Genomic DNA, 11586 nt, shown 5'->3' with positions numbered 1-11586 from the left:
GCGAAAAGTGACTGTGTCTGAGACGCAAGATCCTGTTCCATCACCGGGGTTGTTTCGCACTCCGGGCATGATCGGTGTCCTGATCATGGCGGCAACAGCTTTCGGTGGCTGGTCGTTGCTGTTGCCGGTGGTGCCGTTGCTGGTTGCGCAGTCCGGCGGATCGGATGCGCTTGCCGGATCGGTGACCGGTGTCTTCATGGCGGCCACGGTCTTGACGCAACTGCTCGTGCCTCGGTTGTTGCGGACGCAGGGCTACCGGCGCGTGCTGGCGGTCGGGTGTCTGCTCCTCGGCCCACCGTCGTTGGTGCTGTTGATCTCGGCCGACGCCGGCCCTGTCCTGGCGGTTTCCGCGGTGCGTGGCATCGGTTTCGGCATGCTGACGGTGGCCGGCAGTGCACTGGTGGCGGAGTTGGCGCCCAAACGAATTCTGGGCCGTGCCACCGGTGCTCAGGGAATCGCGATCGCAGCGTCACAAATGGCGGGGCTTCCGCTGGGGCTTGCGATCATGGAACGGTGGTCGGCGACACCGGTGTTCGTCCTCGGTGCGCTGATCCCGGCGCTCGCGCTGGTGGCCATTGCCGGGTTGCCGAAGATCTTCGCCCAGCCGACCGGGGAATCCGTTCGACTGAGTGTGTTCGCCGTCTTGGTTCCGGTGCTCGCTCTGGCGTGTGTGTCCGCCTCGTTCGGCGGATTGTCGTCTCTACTGCCGATCGCAATCTCGGAGCGTGCGGCCGTTGCTGGAGTGGTGTTGGCGACCGCCAGTGGGTCGATGTTGGTCGGCCGGTACTCGGCGGGCCTGATCGCCGATCGTCTCGGCAGTGGTCGGACACTCGCGCCGGCATTGGCGTCGTCGACCATCGGATTGGTGCTGTTCGCGATCAACGTCGACGGCGGGTCGACGCCGGTCTTGTTCTGCGCGGCGGTCCTTTTCGGGCTGGGGTTCGGGGCGGTGCAGAACGAGTCCTTGGTCATGGCGTTTCAGGCTGCCGGCCCGAGGCAACTCGGATCCGCCAGCGCGATCTGGAACATCGGCTACGACGCCGGCACCGGAATCGGTGCACTGGCGTTGGGATTCGTGGCCACGACTGCCGGCTATGCGTGGGTCTTCGCGGTCTCTGCGGTCGTTGTCGCTCTGCTCCCGGTACTGGCCGCGGGCGGCAAAGTGATCGGCAGCAGGGTTGCCCGATAGAGTTGGGGCATGAGCGCTTCCACGATTGCTGTACTCGATTACGGCTCCGGCAACCTGCATTCGGCTACTCGCGCACTGGCGCGCACCGGGGCGCAGGTGGAGGTGACCAACGACATGAAGGTTGCACTGGCGGCCGACGGTCTCGTGGTGCCCGGCGTCGGCGCGTTCGCGGCCTGCATGGAAGGTCTGCGTGCAGTGCAGGGTGACCGAATCATCGGCAGACGCCTGGCTGGTGGCCGACCGGTGCTGGGCATCTGCGTCGGTATGCAGATTCTGTTCGACCGGGGAGTCGAATTCGGTGTCGAGGCGGAGGGCTGTGGCGAATGGCCCGGCACCGTCGAGAGGCTGCAAGCAGAGGTTTTGCCGCACATGGGCTGGAACACCGTGGAGGCGCCGGAGTCCAGCACCCTGTTCAAGGGCATAGACGCCGATACCCGCTTCTACTTCGTCCACTCCTACGGTGTGCAGAGTTGGGAGCTCGCGCCGTCCGAGCACATTGCACCCCCGAAGCTGACATGGGCCGATCACGGCGGAAAGTTCCTCGCTGCCGTCGAGAACGGTGCGTTGTCGGCAACGCAGTTCCACCCCGAGAAATCCGGTGACGCAGGCGCCGAGTTGCTGAGCAACTGGGTGCAGAGTTTGTGACCGGGGGATCCGGACCGAACCGCGGTGACGATTTCTCCCTCGCCCGTCTGGCGTTGTTCTCGCTCGGCGCCGCTGTGGCTGCGCTGGCGGTCGCAACCGTCGTCATCGTTGTTCTCAAACCATCGCCGGGCGTCGGCCTCGTGATCGGTCTCGTGGGGGTCGTCGCTGCGATTGCGGCAATGGGCGTCGTATCCAAGCGGATGACCCGAAAAGCGTTCGGTGACCCGGAAGACGGTTCGAGGTCCTGACCTACTAGGGTTACCGCACGTGAGCCTGGTCCTTTTGCCTGCTGTAGATGTCGTCAACGGTGAAGCTGTTCGCCTCGTGCAAGGAGAGGCGGGAAGTGAGACCGGTTACGGGTCGCCCCGCGACGCTGCTCTTGCGTGGCAGAACGACGGTGCCGAATGGGTGCATCTTGTCGACCTCGACGCTGCTTTCGGGCGTGGGTCCAACAGTGAACTGTTGGCCGGCGTCATCGGCGACCTGACGGTCAAGGTGGAACTGTCCGGTGGAATCCGCGACGACGCTTCCCTGGAAGCCGCACTGGCCACCGGCTGTGCTCGCGTGAATCTCGGTACTGCCGCTATCGAGGATCCCGAGTGGTGCGCGCGTGCATTGGCCAAGTACGGCGACAAGATCGCTGTCGGCCTCGATGTTCGTCTCGTCGACGGTCAGTACCGCACCCGTGGTCGCGGCTGGGTCACCGACGGCGGCGATCTGTGGGAGACCCTCGCGCGTCTGGACCGTGACGGCTGCACTCGTTACGTCGTCACCGACGTCTCCAAGGACGGCACCCTGACCGGTCCCAATCTCGAACTTCTCAGCCAGGTCTGCGCGGTCACCGACGCGCACGTCGTCGCCTCCGGTGGTGTGTCGACCATCGAGGATCTACTCGCCATTTCCAGCCTGGTTGATCAGGGTGTCGAGGGCGCGATCGTGGGCAAGGCATTGTATGCCGGTCGCTTCACTCTCCCCGAAGCACTGGCAGCAGTTTCCGGATAGATTTTCCAGATGACTCCGACGCGTGACCTCGACGAACTTCTCGCGATTGCGGGTCGGCTTCTCGACGGCGTCCACGATCAGTTCGTCTCCGGTGTCGGCGCCCCGAGTGCGGTCCGCAAGGGCTGGGGTGATTTTGCCACCGAGGTCGATCTTGCGCTCGAGAAGCGGTTGACCGCGGAGTTGTTCGAGCAGACCGGCATCGAGGTGCACGGCGAGGAATTCGGCGGTCCCGACGTCGGTTCCGGGCTCGTCTGGGTTCTCGACCCCGTTGACGGTACTTTCAACTACTCGGCCGGATTGCCCACTGCCGGAACGTTGTTGGCGCTTCTCGACGACGGTGTTCCGGTGCTCGGATTGACCTGGCTTCCATTGATCGGTCACACGTACGCGACTCGCGCCGGCGGTCCGTTGTTGGTCAATGGAATCGCCGTACCGCCGCTGGAGCCAACCGATCTGGCGTCGTCGATCGTCGGCTTGGGTGCGCTCAACGTCAACAGTCGAGGGCGGATCCCCGGCAGTTTCCGTCTCGACCTCCTCGCCGAGATCAGCAAGGTGTCCTCGCGGATCCGGATACACGGTTCAACCGGAGTCGATCTGGCCTTCACCGCGGCCGGCATCCTGGGCGGTGCGATCGTCTACGGCCGCAACGCGTGGGACAACGCGGCCGGGGTCGCGCTCGTTCGCGGTGCGGGCGGGGTGGTCACCGACCTGGCCGGCCGCCCGTGGACCGTAGAATCGGAGTCGGTGCTCGCTGCCGCTCCGGGCATCCACGGTGAGATTCTCGATATCCTCAACGCGCTCGGTGATCCGCGCGCTTCGTCCTCAGGAGGACCACAGTCATGACCCTCGCAGTTCGTGTGATTCCGTGCCTCGACGTCGACGCCGGGCGAGTGGTCAAGGGTGTCAATTTCGAGAATCTTCGCGACGCCGGAGATCCGGTGGAACTCGCGGCAGCGTACGACGCTCAGGGCGCCGACGAACTGACCTTCCTGGACGTGACCGCCTCCACGTCGGATCGCGGCACGATGCTCGACGTCGTAAGTCGCACTGCCGAGCAGGTTTTCATTCCACTGACCGTCGGCGGTGGAGTGCGCACGGTCGCGGATGTCGATCGTCTGCTGCGTGCCGGTGCCGACAAGGTCAGCGTCAACACCGCGGCGATTGCGCGCCCGGATCTGCTGAAGGAACTGAGTGAGCGTTTCGGCTCGCAGTGCATCGTCCTCTCGGTCGATGCCCGCACCGTTCCCCAGGGGCAGCCGGACACACCGTCGGGGTGGGAGGTCACGACGCACGGGGGCAAGCGCGGCACCGGGATCGACGCTGTCGAGTGGGCCGAGCGTGGTGCAGAGTTGGGAGTGGGGGAGATCCTGCTCAACTCGATGGATGCCGACGGCACCAAAGCGGGCTTCGACCTTCTGATGATCCGCGCTGTCCGGGCGGCAGTCCACGTACCGGTGATCGCCAGTGGCGGTGCCGGCCTGGTCGAGCACTTTGCCCCGGCTGTCGGAGCGGGCGCGGACGCAGTTCTCGCAGCAAGTGTCTTCCACTTCGGCGATCTGAGCATCCCGGAGGTCAAGGATGCGATGCGTGCCGAGGGAATCGTCGTTCGCTAGGCGTTCTCGGCGCGGATTCCGTCGAACATGAGGCGGCTGATGGCTTGGTTCAACGCCGTGCAGTCGACGGACGAACCGGCTCGCAATCCTTGAATCGCACTTGCCAGCATCATGCCGTTGACGGCGTGGGCAGTGTTGTCGACATCGAGGTCGGCGCGTAGATAGCCGCATTCGACTCCGTGGTGCAGGTACGCCGCGGTCAACGAAGCCGACTGGTCGAGTAGATCGAGCATCCGGCCCGTCAGATCGGCGTCGACGCCCGTCGTCTCGAACAGCAGAACCCGCGGGATGCGGGGGTCGTCGAAGAAGATGCGGGGGAGCGCCTCGGCGATCCGTCCCACCTGGGCGCGGTACTCGTCCAGTGTGCTGGCGGCGTCGGGAGCATTCTCGGTGGCCAGTGCGCTGATGATCTTTGCGACGAGGTCGTCGATGACGTGATCGATGATGTCGCGCTTGTTCTCGAAGTACCGGTAGAAGGTCCCGTGGCCGATTCCGAGAGTTGTTGCGATGTCGGCAATTCCGGTTGCGTGATAGCCGCGCTGGGCGAAGCACTCGAATGATGCGTCGATGATCTCGCGGCGCAATTCCGCCTTTTTTCGTTCCGCTCTGGTCATGGCCTTCGTCACATCAGGAATGATACCGTTCTCAATAACGGAATGACGTGTCAGTTTCTGATGTGCAGTTTTTCTGATGTGCAGTTCACGAGAGGGATTCTCCGATGGCAGTGCAGTACGACGCAGTTGTGGTGGGGGCGGGCTTCGGCGGAATGGGTGCGGCCATTCAACTCAAGCGGCTGGGCCTGAACAACCTGGCGATCCTCGAGCGCGAGGACGATCTGGGTGGAACCTGGCACGTCAACCGCTATCCCGGTCTGGCTGTCGACATCGCGTCGGTCACCTACTCGTATTCGTTCGAGCCCAATCCGAACTGGTCCAGGCTTTTCGCACCGGGCGCGGAACTGAAGAAGTACGCCGATCACGTCGCGGACAAGTACGATCTGCGGAAGCACATGACGTTCGGTGCCGTGGTCAACGGAGCCCGCTGGGACGAGGATTCCTCGCACTGGGTCGTATCCGTCGAAGGCGCGCCGGACATCACTGCCAAGTACCTCCTGACTGCGACGGGTTTCCTCTCGCAACCGCATCGGCCCGACATCTCCGGTATCGACGACTTCGCCGGCAAGATCATCCACACCACGGCCTGGGACGATTCCTACGATCTGTCCGGCACCAAGACCGCAATCATCGGAACCGGCGCCACCGCTGTGCAGTTGATCCCCGAGGTGGCGCGGCAGGCCGCAGAGTTGACCGTCTACCAACGCACCCCGATCTGGGTGGTTCCCAAGATCGACGTCCCCATTCCGAATGCAGTGCAGAAGCTGTTCTCGCGTATTCCGCTCACCCAGCGAATTTCGCGCGCTGTCAGTTCGTCGATCCTAGAAATGATCATGGTCAGCGCGGTCCTGCACTACAAGCAGGTCAAACTGTTGAACAAGGGTGCGGCGGCCGCATCACGTGCGTTTCTGCGGTCCCAGGTCAGCGACGCCAGCCTTCGCAAACAACTCACACCGGACTACGACTTCGGGTGCAAGCGTCCCACATTTTCCAACAGCTACTTCCGTACGTTCACCAAGGACAACGTGCATCTCGAAACGACGCCGATCGACCACATCGCTGCCGACGGAATCGTCACCGCCGACGGTCGCAAGACCGAGATCGACACCTTGGTGCTGGCAACGGGATTCAACCTCTGGGATGTGAATTTTCCAGCCATCGAGGTTATCGGTCGAGAGGGACGAAACCTCGGTAAGTGGTGGCGCGACAACCGTTTCCAGGCCTACGAAGGGGTCGCGGTTCCGTATTTCCCCAATTTCCTCACGCTCGCCAGTCCGTACTCGTACAGCGGGTTGTCCTACTTCACGACGATCGAATCCCAGATGCAGCACATGGATCGACTGTTCGGCGAGGTGAAACGGCGCGGCGCGGAAACATTCGAGGTCACCGAAACTGCCAACGCCGAGTTTCTCGACCGGATGACCGAGAACCTGGCGGACTCCGTCTTCTACGGCGGTAGTTGCCAGACTGCACGAAGCTATTACTTCAATCAGCACGGCGAGGCTGCGATTCTGCGGCCCACGTCTACACGGAATGCGTTCGTCGAAGCGAAACGCTTTCCGCTCGAGGACTATTCGATCATCTAGGCGGGCTTGTCCCGCGTTCGGCTATCTTGCCGAGCTGACTCCGGTCGGAACCGATATCACGGGATAACGGTTCTGCCGGTTCAGTCGGGAAGTGACCGAGATGTGCATCAGTCGGCTCACCGCGGAGGCAGCGCCTTTTCGCGGAGATCCGATCACGATGGTAAATGCGTCGTATTTGTCCGCGGTTGCGAGAATGACACCGGCCGGGTCTCCATAGGTGCAGTCGTACGTCCAGGTGTCGGCGTGCGAGGCAAGTGCCGAGGTTGTCTGCTCGCGTTGCGACACCATCTCGTCGTGCAGACGCGTTTCGAATTCTGGTGAGTCGGTTTCGACAGGTAGGTCCTCGGACGTGATGCAGTGAACGACGTGGAGGGCTGAATCCTCCTTGGCGGCAAGCGTCAATCCGTAGCTGATGACATTCTTGCTGGTAGCACCTGGGCCGATCCCGACAACGATGTGGCGGGCCGGGACGCGATCGGTACTCGGGTTCGCGAGATGGCAGATGTACTCCGGGTGCGGACCGTCATGACGTTGATGGTTCATGTCGGATCTTCTTCCAGAGCGAGAAGCGAAGGAACTTCCATTCTAGGGCGGCCGTGCAGGGGAATTCCACGGAAGTCACAGGTGGAAGGTATAAACGTCATATGAGCCTTGATCCCGCAATCGCGGCGAAGCTGAAGCGAAACGACGCCGGACTGTTCAGCGCGGTTGCGCAGGAGAAGTCGACCGGTGATGTGCTGATGGTCGCGTGGATGGACGACGAAGCGCTCGCGCGAACACTGGAAACCCGTAAGGGGACGTACTATTCGCGCTCGCGGCAGCAGTACTGGGTCAAGGGAGAGACCTCCGGGCACACCCAGTACGTGCACGAGGTGCGCCTCGACTGTGACGGCGATTCCGTCTTGCTGATCGTCGATCAGGAGGGCGCCGCGTGCCACACCGGCACTCACACGTGTTTCGACACCGACGTCCTGCTCGCTGCTGAGCAGTGACGCGAGATGGCCACTGACAAGACTCCACAACCGCTCGATTACTCGTTCACCGCTCCCATCGAGAAAGACGGTGCGTTCGCAACGTTCTTGACCGTGCCCGGCTCGGCGGAAATTCTGGGAACCAGACGCGCTGTGAAGGTGGTCGGGACCCTCGATGGTGAGCATCCCTTCGAGGCGACGCTGATGCCCTCCGGTGACGGACCGCACTGGCTTCCGCTGCGCGTGGCGCTGTGCAAGGCGATCGGCAAGAGCGCCGCTGGAGAAGAGGTAGCGGTACATCTACAGCAGCGACTGAGCTGAAGTTTTCCCGAACCAAGGAGCGCCGTCGTGCAATTCTGTTCGATTTCGAACATGCCGCGGACGTGGAGCCGGATCGGTGGGCCGAGTACGGTCCAGGTGCCGTCGGCGTCGGGTGGGACATGGGACTGCTCGGGCTGGCTCGACACGTGGAACTGAGGATCGCGACGCCACTCGAGACGCCCGAGTGGTCGGCGAGCGACGAGGCCAAGGCATTCATCGCGGGAAGCAGTGAACTGTGGGCCGAAGCTGCGATCGCATCGGGCGACGACCCGGATGCGGCTGCAGCCGCCGCTGCTCGCACGACCGCTGCATACACCGGGTAGATCACCTCTACGAGGACTAACATCGGATTAGTCTGGTTGTTGCGGGACTTCCGCGCCACGAGCGGAGACGACGATGGTGTATCGGCTCATCGAAGTAGTAACGGTGTTCGTTCACTTCGGGTTTGTCCTCTATGTGGTGCTGGGTGGGTTCGTGGCGTGGAAGTGGCGTCGTACCATCGGTTTCCACCTACTTGCAGTCGTCTGGGGAGCCGGTTCGATAGCGGTCGGATATGACTGCCCGCTGACCAATCTCGAGAACTGGGCCCGCCGGATGGCCGGGATCGCGGAGTTGCCGTCCACCGGATTCATCTCGCACTACATCACCGGCGTGTTCTATCCGGCGAGTATCGAAGGCCTTGTACAGGCGCTCGCGGCGACAGTGGTTGTCGGATCCTGGGTCGGATACGTGCTGCTCGGACGGCATGCGAAGGGTGAGGTCAAAGCCTCTTCAGCGACCTGATTCCGTACAAACGATCCCAGCCGTTTCTGAATGGAAACGACTGGGAGGTGCTACCAGGATTTACGCGCGAGTCAGGGCTACCACCGGGATTGTGCGGATCCCAGCGGTCTTCTCCGCGTATTCGGCAAATCCCGGGTATCGACTGGCCTGCTCGTCGTAGATGCGGTCACGCTTCTCGCCGGTTACTTCGCTGACGGAGACCGGGTATGTTTCGGTGCCGATCTCGACCTCTGCCTGGTCGGTGGCAACGAGGTTGTAGTACCAGTCGGGATTGGTCGGGGCACCGGCCTTGGATGCAAAAACGTAGATGGTCTTCGGATCCTGCTCGTCTGCCAGATACATCATGGGACTCACGAAATCGCGTCCGGATTTGCGTCCTGTGTGGTGGACCAACACCATGGGCGCACCTTCGAAGGGGCCACCTACCTTGCCCTCGTTCTCCCGAAATTCCGCAATGATTCCTGCGTTCCAATCGTCGGTACTCATCGTTGTCTCCCGGTCTGCGAGTGGCGAAGGGCTCTGCCGCCGAGCTTTGCACAACTGGTGAATCGACGAGAGGTCATCTTCGGCGTCCAGCATGATCTACTATCTACGTATGAACGCAGATAGTGGTGTTTGTCGCCGCAAGCTTCCCGATGATCAAGTCGACCTCGTCGTCGAGGTGTTCCGCATGCTGGCCGACGCAACCCGTGTGCAGGTCTTGTGGGCATTGGTCGACCGCGAGTGCTCGGTGAACGAACTGGCGGAACGCGTCGGCAAGCCGGCGCCCTCGGTGTCGCAGCACCTGGCGAAATTGCGCATGGCAAGGTTGGTACGAACCCGCCGCGATGGTACGACGGTGTTCTATCGCCTGGAGAACGACCATGTGCGCCAACTGGTTACGGACGCGGTCTTCAATGCGGAGCATGCCGGACCCGGATTGCCGGGGCATCACCGTAGTGAAGGTGAGCTTCGGGAGATACACCCGGAGCGCTCGGCGAACGTCGATCGGACCGATCAAGAAGAAGGTGCGTCGTGACGCACGAACCCAAGACGTCCCACGGCCACGGCCACACCCATGGCCACGGGCCGAAGGGATTTCGATCGGCAGTCCGCGAAGTGTTCTCGCCGCACAGTCACGACGCTGCCGACAGTGTCGACGACGCATTGGAATCGAGCGCAATCGGCATCCGGGCGGTCAAGATCAGTCTTGTTGCGCTCGGAGTCACCGCAGTTGCTCAGGTCGCGATCGTGGCGATCTCGGGTTCGGTGGCGCTGCTGGCGGACACCATTCACAACTTCTCCGACGCGCTCACGGCAGTCCCACTCTGGATTGCCTTCGCGCTCGGTCGGCGCGCTGCGACCAGGCGCTATACCTATGGTTTCGGGCGTGCGGAGGATTTGGCCGGACTGTTCGTGCTCGCCATGATCGCACTGTCGGCAGTGATCGCCGGTGTCGAGGCGGTGAGGCGATTGATCAACCCGGTCGAGATCGAGCACCTCGGTTGGGTAGCGGCGGCAGGTTTGATCGGTTTCATCGGAAACGAATTGGTGGCGTTGTATCGGATCAGGGTCGGCAGGCAAATCGGTTCAGCGGCCCTGGTGGCCGATGGATTGCATGCTCGGACCGACGGATTCACTTCGCTCGCAGTCCTTCTGGGGGCGGGGGGAGTTGCGCTGGGTTTCCCGTTGGCAGATCCGATCATCGGCCTTGTCATCACCGTTGCCATCGTGGCGGTGCTCAGGACTGCAGCGCGAGACGTCTTCCGGAGGTTGATGGACGGCGTCGAACCTGAGTTGGTGGACGACGCAGAGCATGCATTGATGCACGAACCTGGAGTCCTCGGTGTTCGTGATCTGAAGATGCGGTGGATCGGACACCGACTGCATGCCGATGCAGAACTCGACATCGATCCCCGGGCAACACTTGCCGAAGCTCATGCGATTGCACACAGCGCCGAGCATTCGCTCACTCACGCGGTGCCCAAACTCGCTACTGCCTTGGTGCATGCGTACCCGGCGCATGACGCGGCCAACTCCGAAGTCTGATACCGGCCGCCTTCCCGGTGATCTGTGCTTGATGTCAAGCGCAGGCGGCTTCCCAGGCGAAACCGTCTGGGTCTGTGAAGGTTTCAGACGCGCCGGCAACGGTCAGACGGTGTGATCCGGTGCCTTCCGGAGCAACCCCGGCATCCTTTGCCAAAGCGCGGCGACCATACAGTGCGAGTGTCACATTGTTTGCTGCACTGGTGAATTCGACGTACTTGCGACCGAAGCTCTTGGACACCTCGAGTCCGCGGTCGAGGTAGAACTGCTTGCTGGCCTTGACGTCTTCGGCGCCGAGCAGCAGCACGAGGCTGTCGATCGTGCGGGTGGCCGGCCCGTCGTTCTTCTTCGACGACGTGGCGATCTTCCAGATCGAACCGTCTGGAGCCTGGACGACTCCGCCGTATCCCCAGAGGGATTTCTTGACAGGCTTCAAGGCGGTGGCACCGGCTGCGAGTGCTGCGCCGACGAAGGCGTCGACGATGTTCGGTTGGGAGACGACGAGCGAAAGGGTGTACCCACGAAACCCTGTTGTCGGTTCGTTCGATTCGCGTAGCTGGATTCGATCTCCGAGGCCGAGAGCGTTGTAGAAGGCTTCGGCTGCCGCGAGGTCGGGAACGTCGAGTATCACGGATTTCGCGGTGGTCATCTGGGCGCTCCCTGCTGATGTGTGGATTGGCGACGTGTGGTCGGAAGTGGACTTCTGTGGTGTGTTCATGTGTTTCAACGTAATTGCGGGTCCCGTGGCTGTGCTTCTCGATTTCTGATCGGTTTGCTGAGACTGCTTGCAAGGTGCAGCACTCACGCAGGCCTTAGGTGGGCGATTTGTCGTGAATA

The 11586-nt window shown here is 62.3% G+C and carries 16 protein-coding genes and 1 pseudogene; 13 read left to right on the top strand and 4 right to left on the bottom strand.

Annotated elements, in window-relative coordinates; genetic code table 11:
* The first annotated feature begins 67 nt into the window (after positions 1-67).
* The 6 genes from G9U53_RS13420 to hisF are packed head-to-tail and all read left to right on the top strand — an operon-like array spanning position 68 to position 4449.
* Positions 68-1189, top strand: a complete 1122-nt coding sequence (locus tag G9U53_RS13420; RefSeq protein WP_081557947.1) for an MFS transporter — start codon at positions 68-70, stop codon at positions 1187-1189.
* 9 nt (positions 1190-1198) lie between these two features.
* A complete protein-coding gene (hisH, locus tag G9U53_RS13415) occupies positions 1199-1834 on the top strand; it encodes an imidazole glycerol phosphate synthase subunit HisH (RefSeq protein WP_003942389.1) in 636 nt (211 codons plus the stop codon).
* A complete protein-coding gene (locus tag G9U53_RS13410; protein ID WP_042449550.1) occupies positions 1831-2082 on the top strand; it encodes a hypothetical protein in 252 nt (83 codons plus the stop codon). Before hisH ends, G9U53_RS13410 begins: the two co-directional genes overlap by 4 nt.
* A 19-nt stretch (positions 2083-2101) precedes the next feature.
* Positions 2102-2836, top strand: a complete 735-nt coding sequence (gene priA, locus G9U53_RS13405; RefSeq protein WP_003942371.1) for a bifunctional 1-(5-phosphoribosyl)-5-((5-phosphoribosylamino)methylideneamino)imidazole-4-carboxamide isomerase/phosphoribosylanthranilate isomerase PriA — start codon at positions 2102-2104, stop codon at positions 2834-2836.
* Positions 2837-2845: 9 nt separating this feature from the next.
* Complete coding sequence (locus G9U53_RS13400) at positions 2846-3679, top strand: inositol monophosphatase family protein (protein WP_003942414.1); 834 nt, start codon at positions 2846-2848, stop codon at positions 3677-3679.
* Positions 3676-4449, top strand: a complete 774-nt coding sequence (hisF, locus tag G9U53_RS13395; RefSeq protein WP_081557946.1) for an imidazole glycerol phosphate synthase subunit HisF — start codon at positions 3676-3678, stop codon at positions 4447-4449. Before G9U53_RS13400 ends, hisF begins: the two co-directional genes overlap by 4 nt.
* Here the strand turns inward: hisF and G9U53_RS13390 are convergent.
* Positions 4446-5075, bottom strand: coding sequence for a TetR/AcrR family transcriptional regulator (locus tag G9U53_RS13390; protein WP_037126827.1), 630 nt, complete (start codon positions 5073-5075; stop codon positions 4446-4448). The two genes, hisF and G9U53_RS13390, sit on opposite strands and share 4 nt — an antisense overlap.
* Positions 5076-5167: 92 nt before the next feature.
* On the opposite strand from G9U53_RS13390, the gene G9U53_RS13385 reads away from it, so the two are divergent.
* Positions 5168-6649 carry an NAD(P)/FAD-dependent oxidoreductase gene (locus G9U53_RS13385; RefSeq protein ID WP_081557945.1) on the top strand — a complete coding sequence of 494 codons (1482 nt, stop codon included), beginning with the start codon at positions 5168-5170 and terminating at the stop codon, positions 6647-6649.
* Between the two features lie 21 nt (positions 6650-6670).
* Here the strand turns inward: G9U53_RS13385 and G9U53_RS13380 are convergent, their stop codons facing one another.
* On the bottom strand, positions 6671-7192 hold the full coding sequence (locus G9U53_RS13380) for a universal stress protein (protein WP_054828036.1): 522 nt from the start codon (positions 7190-7192) through the stop codon (positions 6671-6673).
* A gap of 101 nt (positions 7193-7293) precedes the next feature.
* Here G9U53_RS13380 and hisI point away from each other — a divergent pair, with 101 nt between their 5' ends.
* The 4 genes and pseudogenes from hisI (at position 7294) to G9U53_RS13360 (ending at position 8724) form a co-directional block, all read left to right on the top strand.
* Complete coding sequence (gene hisI / locus G9U53_RS13375) at positions 7294-7641, top strand: phosphoribosyl-AMP cyclohydrolase (RefSeq protein WP_003942390.1); 348 nt, start codon at positions 7294-7296, stop codon at positions 7639-7641.
* A 6-nt stretch (positions 7642-7647) separates the two neighbouring features.
* A complete protein-coding gene (locus tag G9U53_RS13370; protein ID WP_054828037.1) occupies positions 7648-7941 on the top strand; it encodes a DUF1905 domain-containing protein in 294 nt (97 codons plus the stop codon).
* Between the two features lie 47 nt (positions 7942-7988).
* Positions 7989-8264, top strand: a pseudogene (locus G9U53_RS13365) (hypothetical protein); the annotation flags it as partial.
* A gap of 73 nt (positions 8265-8337) precedes the next feature.
* On the top strand, positions 8338-8724 hold the full coding sequence (locus G9U53_RS13360; protein WP_003942402.1) for a DUF2784 domain-containing protein: 387 nt from the start codon (positions 8338-8340) through the stop codon (positions 8722-8724).
* A gap of 60 nt (positions 8725-8784) precedes the next feature.
* On the opposite strand, the gene G9U53_RS13355 is transcribed toward G9U53_RS13360, so the two are convergent.
* A complete protein-coding gene (locus tag G9U53_RS13355; RefSeq protein ID WP_029255500.1) occupies positions 8785-9210 on the bottom strand; it encodes a nitroreductase/quinone reductase family protein in 426 nt (141 codons plus the stop codon).
* Between the two features lie 109 nt (positions 9211-9319).
* On the opposite strand from G9U53_RS13355, the gene G9U53_RS13350 reads away from it, so the two are divergent.
* Both G9U53_RS13350 and G9U53_RS13345 read left to right on the top strand, forming a co-directional pair.
* A complete protein-coding gene (locus G9U53_RS13350) occupies positions 9320-9742 on the top strand; it encodes a metalloregulator ArsR/SmtB family transcription factor (RefSeq protein WP_003942406.1) in 423 nt (140 codons plus the stop codon).
* Positions 9739-10752, top strand: a complete 1014-nt coding sequence (locus G9U53_RS13345) for a cation diffusion facilitator family transporter (RefSeq protein WP_007732228.1) — start codon at positions 9739-9741, stop codon at positions 10750-10752. The genes G9U53_RS13350 and G9U53_RS13345 overlap by 4 nt, the downstream gene beginning before the upstream one ends.
* Before the next feature lie 34 nt (positions 10753-10786).
* Here G9U53_RS13345 and G9U53_RS13340 read toward each other — a convergent pair whose 3' ends face one another.
* Complete coding sequence (locus G9U53_RS13340) at positions 10787-11398, bottom strand: glyoxalase (protein WP_165638778.1); 612 nt, start codon at positions 11396-11398, stop codon at positions 10787-10789.
* Positions 11399-11586: the final 188 nt, after the last annotated feature.

This window comes from Rhodococcus sp. D-46 (assembly GCF_011290655.1).
Classification (GTDB): Bacteria; Actinomycetota; Actinomycetes; order Mycobacteriales; family Mycobacteriaceae; genus Rhodococcus_F; species Rhodococcus_F qingshengii.
Note: the sequence above shows the minus strand (reverse complement) of the source record. Positions and strands in the feature narration are given on the sequence as shown.

Bases quoted from the DNA above. Each gene is read 5' to 3' on its own strand.
- G9U53_RS13420 (WP_081557947.1), top strand. From the start codon at position 68: ATGATCGGTGTCCTGATCATGGCGGCAACAGCTTTCGGTGGCTGGTCG.
- hisH (WP_003942389.1), top strand. From the start codon at position 1,199: ATGAGCGCTTCCACGATTGCTGTACTCGATTACGGCTCCGGCAACCTG.
- G9U53_RS13400 (WP_003942414.1), top strand. From the start codon at position 2,846: ATGACTCCGACGCGTGACCTCGACGAACTTCTCGCGATTGCGGGTCGG.
- hisF (WP_081557946.1), top strand. From the start codon at position 3,676: ATGACCCTCGCAGTTCGTGTGATTCCGTGCCTCGACGTCGACGCCGGG.
- G9U53_RS13385 (WP_081557945.1), top strand. From the start codon at position 5,168: ATGGCAGTGCAGTACGACGCAGTTGTGGTGGGGGCGGGCTTCGGCGGA.
- G9U53_RS13380 (WP_054828036.1), bottom strand. From the start codon at position 7,192: ATGAACCATCAACGTCATGACGGTCCGCACCCGGAGTACATCTGCCAT.
- hisI (WP_003942390.1), top strand. From the start codon at position 7,294: ATGAGCCTTGATCCCGCAATCGCGGCGAAGCTGAAGCGAAACGACGCC.
- G9U53_RS13370 (WP_054828037.1), top strand. From the start codon at position 7,648: ATGGCCACTGACAAGACTCCACAACCGCTCGATTACTCGTTCACCGCT.
- G9U53_RS13360 (WP_003942402.1), top strand. From the start codon at position 8,338: ATGGTGTATCGGCTCATCGAAGTAGTAACGGTGTTCGTTCACTTCGGG.
- G9U53_RS13355 (WP_029255500.1), bottom strand. From the start codon at position 9,210: ATGAGTACCGACGATTGGAACGCAGGAATCATTGCGGAATTTCGGGAG.
- G9U53_RS13350 (WP_003942406.1), top strand. From the start codon at position 9,320: ATGAACGCAGATAGTGGTGTTTGTCGCCGCAAGCTTCCCGATGATCAA.
- G9U53_RS13340 (WP_165638778.1), bottom strand. From the start codon at position 11,398: ATGACCACCGCGAAATCCGTGATACTCGACGTTCCCGACCTCGCGGCA.